The 16,140-nt window shown below is 30.8% G+C and carries 17 protein-coding genes; 10 read left to right on the top strand and 7 right to left on the bottom strand.

The annotated features are described in order from the left end of the window. Positions 1-224: 224 nt before the first annotated feature. Positions 225-1,598, top strand: a complete 1,374-nt coding sequence (locus tag QZU90_RS00080; RefSeq protein ID WP_296854675.1) for a DNA primase — start codon at positions 225-227, stop codon at positions 1,596-1,598. A 35-nt stretch (positions 1,599-1,633) separates the two neighbouring features. Here the strand turns inward: QZU90_RS00080 and QZU90_RS00085 are convergent, their stop codons facing one another. After that, a complete protein-coding gene (locus QZU90_RS00085; RefSeq protein ID WP_296854677.1) occupies positions 1,634-2,125 on the bottom strand; it encodes a hypothetical protein in 492 nt (163 codons plus the stop codon). A 277-nt stretch (positions 2,126-2,402) separates the two neighbouring features. Here QZU90_RS00085 and priS point away from each other — a divergent pair, with 277 nt between their 5' ends. The 6 genes from priS (at position 2,403) to thpR (ending at position 9,154) form a co-directional block, all read left to right on the top strand. Beyond that, on the top strand, positions 2,403-3,389 hold the full coding sequence (gene priS, locus QZU90_RS00090; protein WP_296854679.1) for a DNA primase catalytic subunit PriS: 987 nt from the start codon (positions 2,403-2,405) through the stop codon (positions 3,387-3,389). Between the two features lie 232 nt (positions 3,390-3,621). After that, positions 3,622-4,014, top strand: a complete 393-nt coding sequence (locus QZU90_RS00095) for a hypothetical protein (protein WP_296854681.1) — start codon at positions 3,622-3,624, stop codon at positions 4,012-4,014. Between the two features lie 573 nt (positions 4,015-4,587). Then, on the top strand, positions 4,588-5,376 hold the full coding sequence (locus tag QZU90_RS00100) for a vWA domain-containing protein (protein WP_295606327.1): 789 nt from the start codon (positions 4,588-4,590) through the stop codon (positions 5,374-5,376). 240 nt (positions 5,377-5,616) lie between these two features. Next, the gene (sstT, locus tag QZU90_RS00105) at positions 5,617-6,879 is read left to right on the top strand and encodes a serine/threonine transporter SstT (RefSeq protein ID WP_296854684.1); all 1,263 of its coding nucleotides are present in this window, start codon (positions 5,617-5,619) and stop codon (positions 6,877-6,879) included. A 194-nt stretch (positions 6,880-7,073) separates the two neighbouring features. Then, positions 7,074-8,564: a CCA tRNA nucleotidyltransferase gene (gene cca / locus QZU90_RS00110; RefSeq protein WP_296854686.1), complete on the top strand. Its 1,491-nt coding sequence runs from the start codon at positions 7,074-7,076 to the stop codon at positions 8,562-8,564. Between the two features lie 14 nt (positions 8,565-8,578). Then, positions 8,579-9,154 (top strand): RNA 2',3'-cyclic phosphodiesterase, encoded by a 576-nt coding sequence (gene thpR, locus QZU90_RS00115; protein ID WP_296854689.1) that lies wholly within the window; start codon positions 8,579-8,581, stop codon positions 9,152-9,154. A 50-nt stretch (positions 9,155-9,204) separates the two neighbouring features. Here thpR and QZU90_RS00120 read toward each other — a convergent pair whose 3' ends face one another. The 5 genes from QZU90_RS00120 to QZU90_RS00140 all read right to left on the bottom strand — a co-directional run bounded on the left by QZU90_RS00120 (position 9,205) and on the right by QZU90_RS00140 (position 13,301). Continuing rightward, the gene (locus tag QZU90_RS00120) at positions 9,205-10,110 is read right to left on the bottom strand and encodes a hypothetical protein (protein ID WP_295606339.1); all 906 of its coding nucleotides are present in this window, start codon (positions 10,108-10,110) and stop codon (positions 9,205-9,207) included. Between the two features lie 149 nt (positions 10,111-10,259). After that, positions 10,260-10,562: a putative quinol monooxygenase gene (locus QZU90_RS00125; protein ID WP_295606342.1), complete on the bottom strand. Its 303-nt coding sequence runs from the start codon at positions 10,560-10,562 to the stop codon at positions 10,260-10,262. A gap of 60 nt (positions 10,563-10,622) precedes the next feature. Further along, on the bottom strand, positions 10,623-11,012 hold the full coding sequence (locus QZU90_RS00130) for a GNAT family N-acetyltransferase (RefSeq protein WP_363142458.1): 390 nt from the start codon (positions 11,010-11,012) through the stop codon (positions 10,623-10,625). Positions 11,013-11,218: 206 nt separating this feature from the next. Next, positions 11,219-11,902, bottom strand: coding sequence for an NADPH-dependent F420 reductase (gene npdG / locus QZU90_RS00135; RefSeq protein WP_012955793.1), 684 nt, complete (start codon positions 11,900-11,902; stop codon positions 11,219-11,221). A 460-nt stretch (positions 11,903-12,362) separates the two neighbouring features. Beyond that, positions 12,363-13,301 carry a 3-hydroxyacyl-CoA dehydrogenase gene (locus QZU90_RS00140; protein ID WP_295606348.1) on the bottom strand — a complete coding sequence of 313 codons (939 nt, stop codon included), beginning with the start codon at positions 13,299-13,301 and terminating at the stop codon, positions 12,363-12,365. Positions 13,302-13,528: 227 nt separating this feature from the next. Here QZU90_RS00140 and QZU90_RS00145 point away from each other — a divergent pair, with 227 nt between their 5' ends. Continuing rightward, positions 13,529-14,182: a tetratricopeptide repeat protein gene (locus QZU90_RS00145; RefSeq protein ID WP_296854694.1), complete on the top strand. Its 654-nt coding sequence runs from the start codon at positions 13,529-13,531 to the stop codon at positions 14,180-14,182. Positions 14,183-14,289: 107 nt separating this feature from the next. On the opposite strand, the gene QZU90_RS00150 is transcribed toward QZU90_RS00145, so the two are convergent. Further along, on the bottom strand, positions 14,290-14,766 hold the full coding sequence (locus QZU90_RS00150) for a MarR family winged helix-turn-helix transcriptional regulator (RefSeq protein ID WP_295606354.1): 477 nt from the start codon (positions 14,764-14,766) through the stop codon (positions 14,290-14,292). A gap of 262 nt (positions 14,767-15,028) precedes the next feature. Here QZU90_RS00150 and comD point away from each other — a divergent pair, with 262 nt between their 5' ends. Next, complete coding sequence (comD, locus tag QZU90_RS00155; RefSeq protein ID WP_295606357.1) at positions 15,029-15,520, top strand: sulfopyruvate decarboxylase subunit alpha; 492 nt, start codon at positions 15,029-15,031, stop codon at positions 15,518-15,520. A 4-nt stretch (positions 15,521-15,524) separates the two neighbouring features. Further along, the gene (comE, locus tag QZU90_RS00160; protein WP_296854697.1) at positions 15,525-16,070 is read left to right on the top strand and encodes a sulfopyruvate decarboxylase subunit beta; all 546 of its coding nucleotides are present in this window, start codon (positions 15,525-15,527) and stop codon (positions 16,068-16,070) included. Positions 16,071-16,140: the final 70 nt, after the last annotated feature.

The following is a 16,140-nucleotide window of genomic DNA, read 5'->3' on the forward strand; positions in this document are numbered from 1 at the left end:
TTATCAAGTTTTTAATAATTTTAAATCATCAAATCAATATTTTTATCATTTAATTAAGTTAGGTTTATTTTAGAAAATGTAATTTAATTAAAAAAATTCATCAACCCTATAAAAAATTATTTAAATGTATTGAATTATAGTATAATATATAAAAGCTGATTTTTTTAAAAATATCAATATATTATTTTTGTTGAAAATAGTCATGAGAGCTTAGGAGTAATTAAATGGTTTTAGTTTCTTATTTGAATCCCCTATCACAGGAAGGAAGGAATATTGTAAGGGGATTAGGTGGACTTGAAGAGATATATTCACATAATGATGATCTTATGGATATTGTTATTCATACCAATCGTCAGACCATTTCCAATCAGGAGGTTGTTCCTGAAACTCTTGTCGATTTGGCTTTAAATCGTATAAAATGGTATATTGAACGTAAAAACAATAAGGACTTTAATCCTAACGATTATGCTTATTTTTTCAATGAAAGAATAGCTGAATATGATACCATTGTCTTTCACATATTGGCTCAAGCTATTGCAAATAAGTTTAGGCCAGGTTCCCGTGAGGTTAAGCTGTTTGTGGAATCCCAAGGTTTGATGATTGAGGACAGATTGATCAAGCTTCCATTATCTGAAAGGAAAGAGGCTGTAGAAGAGATTTTAAGCGATTTGCTTATTCAAGATGGCATTGAATGGTCTTTCTTAAAGGATTTAGTGGCCACTAAGAAATTGTCCTTGACAGATCTGGTTCTTCAAAATGGAGAAATAGTTTTGGATAGGGAAGAGTTTGTTTACTCATTTGGTGATGAATTCAGTGATAGGTCTCCAGAGAGGATTTATGATATCTTGATTGGAGACAATTTGAGAGAGCTTATTTTAACTAAGCTATTGATGCAGAAGACTGAAGATTACATAAAGTCAATTCAGGATCAATTGGCTATAGTTGAAATGCATCCTGCCATTGTTGAATTAGGTGAAATGCTTGATGAGACTATTACTGAATCATTAGCTAAATACAGCACTTATTATGCAAGCGGTGGCGCTTACGGCAATATGGAAATTGGAAAACTCATTAGGGAAGCTTTCCCTCCATGCATTGAAAACACTGTAAATGGTGTGTCATCAGGTGGAAGAAATGATGCTATCGTTCTTCTTTTAACTTCATTTGTATCTTATGCAAGGCTCTATCCAGGTATTTTTGGCTCTGATAGGACAGTAAAGGTTTCAGACATTGATACAAACCTTAACATTACCTTAAATGAGATATTGCCTCTTATCTTTGAAGCAGCAGACAATTGTACTCCTCCTTTGTTTGAGGACCAGCCTCAGGAAAAGATAAACATCATATCAAAATTAGGATTTGGAATGCATGAGGAAGTAAGTCTTGAAAATGAGGGAGAGACCAAATGGTACACTCCAATGAGTTGTGAAAAGATCAAGATGCATTTGCCACATCTTTGTAAGGAAAATAAGGATTGCGCTAAGATTAACAATCCATTGAGCTATTATTCAAGGAAAAAATGGATAATGAGCAAGAATGGGGAATTGCCTTCTGATGATAGCTCTAAAGGGGATTCTAAAACTGATTCTAAAGAATAGATGAAATCATTTAGAGAAAAATTGGATAAAAATTATTAATATGTATAATCCTCTTCATCGTAGTATCTTAAGATTATGGAATGTTCAAAATCCTGATAGTTATTGAAATGATATTCCTCATAATCCTCAATTAGAATCCTTATTTGTCTTTCTTTTTTGTCTATTGATTCAATATTGCAGAATTCATCCAAGAGTTCTGGATCATAGTCATCAAAATACTCTTCTTTCTCTTCTTTTTTTAGTTTAAATTCAAGAAATCTTTCGTATTCATCATCATCTAGAATCTCCTCTTCATCATATAGCTCCTCTTCAGATTCTATTTTGTATAGTTCAATATGCTCGCTGTCATGGTTCATATCAAGCAATTCGTTTATATTCAATCCAATTCCTTGAACTTTTCCGGTCTTAAGGTTGATGATTGTTTTTCCGGTTGATTCGTAAGCTATCCACTTATCCAATGCTGGCTCTATGATTTCCCTTATGCTTAAGCTTTCTATAAGTCTTCTAAGTTCCTCTTCACTTAGCATTTCAATTCTCCATTCCAGTTTTTTATTAGCTGATTTTCCTTCAAATTATGCTTTTTTCATTAGCTATTTTCATTATAATAAGTTTTAAGTATTATATAAGTCATAAATATTTTTACTTATATATAATATTTATTTAAATCAATTAAAAACTTTATTTAATAAATTATGAAATTTATAATTTTTTTAATTTAATTTATTTTATTTTTAATTAATAAATTATGAAATTTATAAATATTTTAATTTAATTTATTTTTCGAATTTATCTTTTGGTGATTATATGTTTGGACAATCAAGTATCCAAGAAAGAAGGAGATATTACAGGGAAGAATGGTCTGAAAAGGACATTCCAGATTTTATCGCAGATGGAATCACTAAAAGGGAATTCGGTTTTGATCATTTAGGTCATGGTCCTAATGACCGTTATAAAGTGTTTTTTGGAACAAGGCCTCTCAAGCGATTTTTAAGAACTAAAGCACCATTTGCAGCATACATTTCTGTGGCATTTTATGCAAGTCCAAGAAATCGTGGAGGATGGGAAAAGGCAGAATACATATTTGATATTGATGCAAAGGATTTGCCTATTCGCTCCTGCACTTGCGATGGAGTATGCGAGATTTGCTTAGGGGAAGCTCTTGAGAGAGTAAACATTATGCTAGACACTTTAAAAGGTGATTTAGGCCTTAAGAACATACATCTTATTTATTCAGGAAGGGGATTCCACATAAGGATACTTGACCCTGTAATGATGGAAGCGGACAGTGACTTAAGGGGAGAGGTTTTGAAATATGTTGCTGGAGCGGAAGTTCCAAAATCACAGTATCCAAATCCAAGTGGAAAGCCTTATAATTTTGAGCATTTCTCAATTCCAATAGCTTATCCCGCGATTTTCACTGAAAAGGTAAAGTATAACATTCTTCACATGAAGGGAGATGAGAAGCTTGATGGAATCAACAATAGATTGTTGAAGGACATGGTAAAGAATAGGGATTACCTTTACGATGATGATTGGGGATCATTCAAGCAGGCTATTGGTCCAAGAAGGTATAAGGATATGGTAAATGCCATGGCAAGAGTGAACCTTGCAACAATTGATGCAAAGGTAACCATTGATTTAAAGAGGATTTTAAGACTTCCTAGTTCCCTTCACTCTAAAGTAAGCATGAAATGCGTTGAGGTAAAGAATCCTGAAACATTCGATCCATTTAAACATGCTGTTCCTAAATTTGTATATGAAAGAAAGGATGAATCTATTGCAGAAAAATAGATTTTTTAAACCTTCATTTAGATAATTGTACTTTTTTACTAAAAAATAGCTATTTTTAAATCTGTAAATGATAAAATTATACTTTTTTACTAAAAAATAGCTATTTTTAAATCTGTAAATGATAAAATTATACTTTTTTACTAAAAAATAGATATTTTTAAATTTATCTTCAACATAAATATTATTAAGAATTAATTTATTTAATTTATTAATTTCATTAAGGAGGTTCAATATGTTGAATAAAAAACTTATTATAGCTTTTATTGTTGCATTAATAGCTCTTATTGCTGTCGGTTTTGTTGCATTGCATCTTGTTCCTAACAATGATGTGCTTAATTTAAACCTAACTGATAATGCAGAGAATTTAACTGATAACATTACTCAAAATTTAACTGTCAACACTACAGATGTAAATGCATCAGCAGTTAATGCAAATAAAACAGTTAATGATGCAAACAATACAAATGCAAACTCTAATGCCGTAGATTCTGGTGATGTATTGAAAAAGCAAACTTTCACTGTATCCGAAAATGAAACAGGTCAACATGAAGGAATGGAACCAGGAACCTATGTGCTTTATTACACAGAAAACGATGGTCCAATCAAAATTGAGAAAGTAGGATAATTTTTAATTTTTTTACTTTTTTAATTTCTTTTTTTAATTTTTTATTTTTTAATTTCTAATAATTAATTTTTTAACTTTTTTTTTAAATTTTATTTTTTTATTTTTAATTATTTTATTTCTTCAACTTTTTTTTAAAATTTATTTTTTTATTTTTAATTTCAATCAACTACAAAGCTTTATAAGTAACAGAAATATAATGTTGTTAGAAAATGTATTTAAAAAGTCTTTTTGTCCTTTATTTTAAATTTAATTTGTTTTTAATGATTTTTTTAATCACATCTTTAAGTTTGAAATGTTGAATCCATGAAAATTTTTACCATGTTCTTAATTTTTATTCATTTGTTCTTAAAAAAAAGGACATCTTTATATACTATGAAGTTCATACTATTATTGTCGAAGAAAAATGACTTCAAAATAGGGGGTTGATATCTAGTTTGCTAATCATTTTTCAACATTCACTATATTTAATGAGTACACCATTTATCACATTAGCTGTTAAATAAACTAAAAGGGGGGAGTGAATGTTGTTTTAAAAATTTTTACTTTTATAATCTAAACTAAAGGGGGTATTTTATGGATAATGAAAGTTTAAAAATCGACAATCAGGATTCTGGTGAAATCTCTGATCTTGAAGAAATGAAAGAAAATTTTAATGAAACATACCAAGAAAACAAAAATAAAAATAATGTAAAAGGGGGAAATGATATGAGAAATGAAAATAAAATAGTTGTAGATGACTACAGTGATGAAAAAATTGCAAATATTGGTCTTGAAGATGAGGAAATGGATTTATTCTTCATTTTAGACAGAAGCGGATCTATGGGGGGCAGTGAAACTGATACCATTAATGGGTTCAATTCTTTCATTGAAAGGCAAGCAAAGAAAAACCACAATATATTTGTAACAACCATTCTCTTTGATGACAGATATGAAGTCCTATATTCCAGAAAACCTATATCTAAAGTTGAGCCACTTACTGAAAAAGAGTATTATGTTAGAGGATTAACAGCATTGCTTGATTCAATTGGAAAAACTGTAAACACCTATAAAAACAAAGTAGGCTCCGCTATGTGTATCATAACTTCAGATGGTTATGAAAATGCTTCCAGAGAGTTCAAAAGGGATCAAATAAAGAATTTAATTGAAAGTAGCGGATGGGAATTTGTATTCATAGGAGCAGATATTGACGCTTACTCTGAAGCTTCAGATATTGGAATCCGCAGTAGCCGTATAGCTAAAAGCAGAAAAAGTGCTGATGGTTTCGAAGATATGTATGATGCATGTGAAATAGTCACTGATAGGTTCTACAGATTAAGAAACATTAATGATGACAATGAGGATTGGAAAGAGAAATTAGACTAATCCCTTTCTTTATTTCTTTATTTTAAACTTTTAACTTAAATATTTTTTAATTTTATATTTTCTCTTTTTTCCATATTTTTTTAAATGTTTTTTATTATTAGTTTCCCATTTTTCACATAATTTTTTCAATAATTATTTACATTATAAAATCCTATATCTAATTAAGTATTGAATTATTAAATAATTTAGTATTTCAAACTTAATAATTTTAATATCTTAATGATTATTTAGAGGAATTTTATGAATAAATATGTTGAAAAATGGGTTGAATCCAGCCTAATATTAAAGATACTTATTGGATTAATCATTGGGGCAATTTTAGGTCTTGCAGTCCCACAATATGAAATGATTGGGCTTTTAGGTCAATTGTTTGTAAGTGCATTGAAAGCTATTGCTCCACTTCTTGTTTTTGTATTGGTTGCTTCAGCTTTGTCTAAAGCAGGAGAGGGTATAAGAAGCAGATTCAAGACTGTAATTGTTTTATATATCTTCTCAACATTCCTATCTGCTATGGTTGCAGTAACTGGCAGTTTCCTATTCCCAGTGTCAATGCATCTTACACAAGCAGGTAAAGTAACTGCTCCTGGAGGTTTAGGTGAAGTCATAAGCAACATGCTATTGAATATATTCACTAATCCATTGCAGTCACTTTCTCAAGGGGATTACCTTGGAATCCTATTTTGGGCAATCGTATTTGGTATCTGCTTGAAGCAAGTTGGAAGTCCCACAACAAAGAATGTATTTGAAGACTGTGCAAACGCTACAAGTTTGATTGTAAAAGGAATCATTCAATTTGCTCCAATAGGTATTATGTCACTTGTATTCAGTGCAGTGGCAGAAAGCGGTTTAAGCATTTTCATTCAATATGGACAATTGATCTTACTCCTTGTCGCTTGTATTGCAACAGTTGCATTGATTACAGATCCTTTGATTGCAGCATTCGCTTTAAGACGCAATCCTTATCCACTTGTTTTCACTTGCCTTAAGGAAAGTGGTATAACTGCATTCTTTACAAGAAGTTCAGCAGCGAACATTCCGGTGAATATGAGACTTTGTGAAAGATTAGGTCTTGATAAGGACTTCTATTCAATCAGTATTCCACTTGGAGCTACAATCAACATGGAAGGTGCAGCCATTACAATCACAATAATGACTTTAGCTGTTTGTCATACTTTGGGAATTAGTGTAGACTTGCCTACAACCATTGTTTTATGTATTATCTCTACATTGGCAGCAGCTGGATCTTCAGGTGTTGCTGGAGGTTCCTTATTGCTTATTCCAATGGCATGTTCATTGTTTGGAATACCTGCAGACATTTCCATGCAAGCCATTGCTGTCGGATTCATCATTGGGGTAATTCAAGACTCCTGTGAAACCGCTCTTAACTCAAGTGGGGATGCATTGTTCTCTGCAACAGCCGAGTATCATGACAGGGCAAAAGCAGGAGAACCAGTTAATTTCTTAGGTGAATTTGCTAAAAATAAGGAAGAGACAACAGCTTAATTTTCTTCTTTATTCTTTTAGCTTTTTTTATATTTTTTTAACTTTTTATATATTCTTTTTATTTCTATTTTGAAATTCTACTTTTATAATAAGCTCTAAAAATTATAAAATTATAAAACTAATAAAAATTATAATATAATTATAACGACTATATATTTCAAATCAGATTTTAAATTAACTAAAGGGACTAAACAATGAATTATGAATCAATATTAAAACAATTAAGACCAACTTCTGAAGAGATTGATGCAGTTAATGGAACTACTGAAAAGGTAATTAATTTCATTAATGAACTCTGCGAAAAAGAAGGCATTGATGCTAAAGCCAATGCTGTTGGTTCTGTTGCAAAAAACACTTGGTTAAGAGGTAAATCTGATATAGACATTTTCATTAGTTTTCCTATTGATACAGATATGGATTACCTTAAGGAAAAGGGTTTGGATATTGCATATAAAACCAATGAAGCATTAGATGGAAACCCTTCAGAGCATTACGCTTCCCATCCCTATTTGACCTGTGACATAGATGGCTTTGAAGTTGATATAGTTCCTTGTTATGCTATTGGAGAGGGCCAATCCATTATTTCTGCTGTTGATAGAACAATTTTGCATACAAAATATATTCAAAGGCATTTAAGAAAAGAGCAGGAAGATGAGGTTCTATTGCTTAAGAAGTTTATGGATGCTGTTGGAACTTATGGTTCTGAATTCAAGACAGGTGGTTTTGCAGGATATTTATGTGAATTGCTTATCTTAAAGTATGGAACATTTGAAGCCACTTTAAGAACTGCTCAAAACTGGAAAAGGCACACTGTAATTGATTTGGAAGATTTTGGTACAGCAGGAAATCCTCTCTTTAAGAATGACCCTCTTGTTTTCATTGATCCAACAGACAAAAACAGAAATGTAGGTGCAGCTTTAAGAATGGAAAGGTATGTTGATTTCATTGTCGCTTCCAGAAACTTCTTAGGCATTGCTGATGATAATGACTTGAATGAGGAAGAAAAGCAGGAAAAGATAATTGAATTCTTCAAGCCTCTAGAAAAAGAGCATTTATTCGGTAAATCCAATGAAGAAATAGCTAATTATATAATGGAGTCATTTAAAGATAGGGAGACTCAAACATTAGTCATTAAGTTCCCTATTCCAGAAATGTCTGCTGATGCTCTTCATCCGCAGTTGCTTAAGACTGTAAGTTCCATTTGTGAAAAGATAGAGATGGAAGAATTTTCTGTATTTAAATATGATTATTGGACAGATGAAGAGAGATTCGTTATTTTTACCATAGAGCTCAATGTATTCAAGCAAGGAAAATACTACATACACAAAGGTCCTAAAGTATGGCCTAAGAAAGCTTGTGACAATTTCAAGAAGAAATGGCAGGATGCTTTATATCCTTTAGATGAATTTATGGTTTTAACAAGGGAAAGAGAGTTTAAGACTGCAAAAGAATTTTTAGAGAAAACCTTAGATGATAATCATATACATATCTTCAAGATTGGAAAGAACATTAAGGAAGCTATTTGCAGTGATGAATGTGTTCCTATTGAAATAGATGAATTCCTTAATGATTTAAATACTGAATTTGATTATGGCATTTCCAATAAGACTGGTGATGAATTAGCAAAAGATTATTTAAACTCTTTAGATGACTTTTTGAATCCTGGACAGTATATTAAAAGATAATTTAGGGTGTTCATATGAAAACAAGTAAATCTGAAACCATCAGAAGCTTTTTAGCCATTGAACTTGATCAAGAATTGGTGCCTAAGATTCTAGATGTTCAAAAGGAGTTTAAGAAGACAAATGCCAATATAAAATATGTTCCATCAAAGAACATGCATTTTACCTTGAAGTTCTTTGGAAACATTGATTTGGATATGGTTGAAGATATTGCTGATGCAGTCAATAAAGTCATAAAAAATTACTCTTCTTTTGATTTGAATATTAAGAAATGTGGTTGTTTCCCAAATAAAAATGTAATTAAAGTTCTATGGTTTGGATTGGATGAAGGCTCTCCAATAATTAATCTTCAAAAGGACCTTGATAAGGAATTCAGGAAATTAGGATTCAAGAAGGAAAGGAACTTCATTTCCCATTTGACTATCGGAAGAGTGAAAAGTCCTAAGAATAAAAAAGAGATAAGGCAAACAATTGAAAAATTGGAAAATATTGAAATTGGAAATTTCACTGTTTCTAAAATCTGCTTAAAAAAGAGCACTTTAACCCCTCAAGGGCCAATCTATGAGGATATTAAAGTGTTTGAATTGAATTAATTTTTTTAATTATTTTTGCTATTTTTTTAATAGGATTCATAATGAATCCTTTATTTTTCCATTAGGAATTTCAAGTATTTGTATGAAACGAATATTACTAAAATCAATGCTATGGCTGCTTGTATATAGAATAAATAGTTTAAAATACTAAATCCAAAGAATTTATACGCTTCACCAGTAGCTATTGCACTTATTACAAATGGAAATGTAAATGCTGAAAAGCTTGGCATGAATTGCAATTTTTCTAAAACCAATAGTCTGATGGCCTGATAAATTGCAAAAACATAAAAAATGCATGCGGCTATATAGATTAAGCTTAAGAAGTTTCCATTAATGTTCAATGCATTCACGTATCCAACAATAAGGATTGAGAAAAGTGCAGTGTAAATGCAAATGAATGGTTTATTTTTATCCTCTATTGCAGTAAACTTAAGGTATCTGTATGAGACTAAAATGAGTGTTGGTATCATAAGTATGAAACCTATTCCAAAGAAGATAAACCCGTATTGTTGCAAGTCATATGCTGGAGCTGTAATTGAAGCCATTGTAATTCCAATGTAAACAATCCACCAGGTAGCGAATACGGTTTCAATATCAAATTTATCAATAACATACTTTTTAGTAAAGATTAGAAGTATTGATAAATGGAGTATTATTCCTAAAATCCATATTCCAAAAGCAATCCTTTGAGACAATGGCATGAACAATGGCTTAAGATATGTGCTGAATAGCATTAGAGCCATTGAAAATGTACCGAATGTACTTAGTGTAATCAGTGTATTCAGTTCATTTATGAAAATGTCAAAGTGAAAGACAAGCTTTAACAGAACTAAAAATATGATGATTGATCCGATAATAAAAAATATATTGCTATAATCTGTAAAAATCTTACCTAATGATAGAATTGCTAAAATTAGACCAGTGATTGCTAAAGGCAGATTTTTTATAATATTCATAATATTAATTTAAAAAAAGTGTTTAATAAAATTTTTCTTAATAGTTTTGAGATATGGAAATATATTTTTTTAAAAAAGTTTTAGAAAATGTTTTAGGAAAAGTCTTAAAAAAAGATTTAGATAAGTAATGAACTTATCTAAAAAATTATTTATTCGTATAAATTTACTTCTTCAGCGCTAAGCACTTTAATTTCCATATCCTCTGCTAAATCAGCAGATTCCTTTGAGAATAATTTGAAATGAGTTGAATTCAGATGGTCACTTAATGCTTCTACGCTTTCCCACTCTTCAACGAAAGTGAAAGTTCCATCTGTAATTGATTTTAAGCATTTATAACCAATGTTTCCTTCCTCTTTAAGGGTTGCTTCAACCAATGCTTCTGCAAGAGGAATCAATTTCTCTTCTGCTCCTTCTTTTGGTATAAGTTCTGCCATAACTACTATAAAGCTCATAATTAATCTCCTTTTATTGTTCTTAAAAATTTATTATAAGTATATTAAAAACTTATTATTTTATTCTATTTCATATAAAAACTCATAATGGTCTATTCCATCTTCCAAATAAAGACCAGAGACTTTTTCAAAACCAAGATCCTCATAGAATTCAGTTAAATAAGCTTGTCCGGATAGTCTTATTCTTTTTTTACCTAAGTTTTCTATTATGAATGCAATTGCCTTCTTCATCATTATTCTAGAGATGCCCTGCCCTCTGTGTGACTTCTTAACAATCACTCTTCCAATAGCCATATCATCATATGCAATATTTTCTGGAAGGATTCTTAAAAGGGCTATAACTGTTGAATTGTCTTCATCTTCTAAAAATAGATGATATGCACACTTGTCTTTATCATCCAAGTCTTGATAAGCGCAATTCTGTTCAACAACAAATACTTCTGCTCTCAATTTTAGGATTTCGTAAAGTTCATTTGCTGTAAGTTCATCAAACTTTTTAAATTTCCAGTTTATTAAATCACTTCCTAAAAATAGTTGTTTTTTAAGTGTATGTTGTTGATTTTTATATATAAAATTTTTGTAAAGGAAAAATAGAAAAAAGAAGAATAATTATTCTATAGAAATAGAATAATTAAATCTTGGATTTGTTATTGAATTTATTCATCTAATTTTGGAATTCCAGTGATTCTGAGTCCACCGTAATGGGATTTGTATTTGATGTTTAATCCGATTAACAATGGGGTAATCTTTTCGATGATTCTGGATTTTTCCAAGATTCCAGTATCGATGGTTCTTACACCAGGAATCTTATTGATGAGTTCTGCTGCAATTTCTTTTGCTTCCTTGTCATCACCAGCAATTAAACAGTCACAGTCAATGTCTTCTGGAATGTTGGATAAGTGGGAGTTACTGATGTTACAGAATGCACAGATAACTTTTGCACCGGTTCCGTCAAGGATAGATGCGGTTCTTTCTGCAGCAGAGCCTTCCATTAAGTCAATGAATCTGAATGGTTTTCCACCAATTGCAGTTTCTAAAGGTACAGTTGCATCTAATACGATTTTATCAGTACAGAATTCCTTGATGCCTTCTACAGTTGGTTTTTGTGCTGCGAGAGGTACAGTGAGGATTAAAATGTCTCCTTCTTTTGCTGCATCTTCGTTAGCTAAACCTTTGATGTTTAAGTCGTAGTCAGCATATTTTTCCTTAGCTTCTGCAACAACATCTAAAGCCTTTTCTTCCTTACGAGAACCGACAATAACTTCTACACCTTCAATTGCTAATCTAAGAGCAATTCCTAAACCTTGTGGACCAGTTCCACCAATTACACTTACGATCATTTTTTGTCTCCTAAAATATAGTATTTTGTAAAAAGTCTTTTTGAATATATTGTACAATATATTGTTGGTATAATTTATGTTTTAAAATGTTTATAAATCTTTCTTTTTAGTTTAGAATTTTTTTATTTTACCTAGTTAATGTTTAGTTTAAATTAGATTTATATGAATATTTTTTAATATTTTTTATTTTAGTTATAATTTTGTAAAATTAATAATTTAAAAAAAATTAATATTATCATTTTAATTGAAAAAATTAAAACAATCTAATAAAAGGGTAAAATTTTTGATTTCATTTTTTGTAAAAAAATTATGAATTAAATTGAACAAATATTATAGATTTTAGAAAAATTATTTGTTTTGAATATTTTAATTGATAAAATAAGAATTATTTTGAAAAAAGAGAAAAAATCAATTTTAAAAAATTAAATAAAAAAGAAAAAAATAAAGAAAATTAGATTATTTATTTATAATTGTAGAATCCTTTTCCTGCATTTATACCGGTTTCACCAGCATCTATTTTTGCCTTAAGTTTTGCAGCTATTTTTCCTTGAGTTGTTTCAGGGTCTGCAGCTCTTGGATCCATAATTACAATATTGTATGCAGTTACAAGCCCTACAACATCCAAGATTTGGAATGGTCCATTAGGTGCACCAGTAGCAAGCCTCCATGTCAAGTCGATTGTTTCAGGGTCTGCCACTTCATTTGCCCATAAAGCCTGTCCTGCAGAAAGGAATGGTACAAGCAAGGAATTTAGCACATATCCTGGCTGTTCCTTAAGCAATTTAATTGGAACCATGTTTATGTCTTCTGCAAATTGAACGATTGCATCGAAGTATTGTGGATCTGTTCCAGGGTGTGGCATTACTTCAGCAGTGTTTTGAGCCCAGATATTGTTTGCAAAGTGGAATGCAAGATACTTTTCCGGCCTTCCTGTATGTTCTGCGAATTGGCTTGGAAGCAATGTGGATGAATTGGTCACAACAACGGTCTTTTCAGGAAGATATTTTTTCAATTCTTCATAGAATGCAATTTTCTGTTCAGGGTCTTCTGCAATTGCCTCAATTATAAGGTCTGCATCTTCTGCTGCCTCTTCATAGCTTGTTGTTAAGGTCAAGCTGTCAAATGCCTTTTGGGCTTGCTCTTTCAATGCATCGATTTCTTCATCTGTCAAATCTGTTTTCTTGCTTAATCCTCTGCAGTATGCAGCTTTATCGGTTTTCATAGCTTCAAGGGTATTGAGGTAGATGTTAAGCAATCTTTCAAATTTAGGCTTTGCCCTTTCAATTGAACCTTCGCTTCTTAGCCAAACTGTCACATCAAATCCGCAGTATGCAGATTGATAAGCGATTTGACTGCCTAATACTCCTCCGCCAGCTACTACAAGTTTTTTAATATCCATTTTAATCACCAAATGTTATAAACTATATTTTTAAACTATATTTTTTTAGAAACATTTTTATATGATAATTCAATAAAATAAAATAAAAATATAGTTTACTTGTATACTATTTTATCAATATGATTATTTAAAATTTTTCATATGTTTTGTCAAATGATTGAAATTTTTTTATCTCCGCATAATACAGTGAAGAATATATACTATTTGCTTGAAAGGGAGGGAAAAACATGAAATGTCCAAATTGCAATAGGAGATATTTAAACTCATATAAGTTCTGTCCTCATTGTGGCACAAAAAGACCGGAACCTAAAATATGCCCGATTTGTGAACATGAATATTTCGTTCGGAAGGCATGTCCTAAATGCAGGGTAAAATTAGTGGAAAAAGAAGAATATATTCAGAAAAAGTCTGAGAAATCTGTAAATTATAAGGAAAAGGGTCGGGATCTGGAAAAGCTTGGAAAATATGAAGAGGCGATTTGCTATTACAATAATGCTAAAGATCTTAATCCTGATGATTTTTTTATTCTTAAGAATATGGCTAACTGTTTTTACCATTTAAATGCATATAATGAGGCTTTAGGTTGTCTGGATGAAGTCATAGAATTTTGTAAAAGCAATTTGCATTATGATTTAAAAGGCATTGACAGTGAATTCAGACATTTATTAAAATACAATCCGGAAAGGTGCATTGAGAAAAAAATAGAAATCTTGGAAGAGATTGGAAGCTATGAGGAGGCATTTATGGCCTGTGATGAACTGATTAACATGATACCAAGTGAAGAAAATTTTCTTAAAAAAATGGAGTTGCTTAGAAAATTAGGAAAAAATGAGGAAATTGATTTGATTTATAAAGATATGGCTAATAAGGGTAACATTTAAAGTTAGCTATTTTGTTTATTTTTTTGGGATATGATTTTGGGTAAGCTATTTTGTTTATTTTTTTAGGGTAAGCTTTAAAGTGAAAAGTTTTTTTAATTCATCTCTTTCTATTCATATCCATTTAATTTAGCTGATTTATGGGATAATTCAATCAACTTTATAAAGAATTCGGAATCCAGTTTGTCTAATCCCATTTGCTCTTCCCAATTTTTATTCATCTCTTCAATGATTGGAATTAAGTCTCTCCCCTTTTTTGACAATTTTAATATATTGTTTCTTTTATCTTCTTGGGATTGTTCTCTGATAATGATCCCATTGGACTCCAGTTTTTTAATTGCTTTAGTGATAGCTCCTTTTGTTATGTATAAACTATCGGACAAGTCCTTTTGATTTAAATAGCTGTGATTCAGCTCTTCTTCATTGCATATTCTAAGCATACATAATACCTGAATTAAATTTAAATCATATTCTGCTAAAGCATTGTTTAAATAGATTTTATGATTCTTATGAAAAATAAATAGGAGGTCTCCTAAACGGTTGTAATCATAAAATTCGGATTTGATTTTCTTTGTCATCACTTTCATTTTTATTGATACAATTATTTAAAAATAACTGAAATGGCCAGATTTCCATTTTTCAAATGAATATAAGTCGTGTTTTTTTTTAAATTTAAAAAGATTTATATAATAAAAGTTAAACATAAGTGTAATCGAAAATAAATTAGGAAAATATAATAAAAATTAAAATTATTTGTAACGAAAATATTTTATGAATATCTAATGAAATTTAAAGATATTTGTTATCGAATATAATTTATTAAAAATATTAAAATAATGATGTGATATTATGGACAGTAGCAAAGCCGTTTATGATGGGCTTAAATGTGTTGGAATCGATTTTATCGTAAGCGTTCCATGTGTAAATCTATCAAAGATATTGGGTATGATTGATGAAGATGATGAAATCATACATGTTCCGGTCACACGAGAGGAAGAGGGAATAGGATTGTGTGCTGGGGCTTATCTTGGAGGAAAGAAAGTGGCAATATTGATGCAGAATTCAGGACTTGGAAACTCAATAAATGCTTTGAAATCACTTACTCAATTGTATGAAATGCCTTTGCTTATGATAATGAGCCATAGGGGAACTGAAGGGGAAGGCATTTGCGGACAGGTTCCTATGGGAGAGTCCACTCCAAGGATTTTAGAGGCAATGGACTTTAAATATTTCAAGCCGGAAAAACCTGAGGAAGCCTATGAAAATATAAAAGAGGCATGGGATTTGTCTCTTCAAGAAGGAAAGCCTGTGAGCGTTTTATTGGAGATTAAATATTGGTGATAATATGGCAAGAAGAGAAGCTATTGAAGATATAATGAAATGCATTGATGATGAGCTTATCATCTGTAATATAGGATTTCCATCAAGGGAATTGTATGATATTGATGATAGGGAAGAAAACTTTTATATGATTGGATCAATGGGTCTTGCATCATCAATCGGCCTTGGTTTGGCGCTGGCACAACCTGAAAGGGATATAGTTGTAATTGATGGAGACGGTTCACTCTTGATGAATATGGGTTCTCTTGTTACAGTATTTGCAAATAATCCTTCTAACTTTACTTGGATTGTAATAGACAATGGAGCATATGGTTCTACTGGAAATCAGGACACTTATGCTCAAAAGGTCGATTTGGTTGATATTGCTAAAGGAGTTGGATTTAAAAACAGTTATCACTTTGAAGACATCAATTTAAAGGAATTAATTAAAAGTGATGATGCTAGTTTTGTAGTCTATGAAACTGAAGCCGGCAATTCTAAAGCTCCAATAATCGATTTGGACCCAGTTACAATTAGAGATAGATTTATGGCATTATTTAATGAAAATTAGAAAAAATAATTATTGCAGAAAAATTAAGTAATTAGACAAATTTAATAATTTGAAAAATTAATTATTGCAG

It is taken from the genome of uncultured Methanobrevibacter sp., assembly GCF_902784195.1.
Lineage (GTDB): Archaea > Methanobacteriota > Methanobacteria > Methanobacteriales > Methanobacteriaceae > Methanobrevibacter.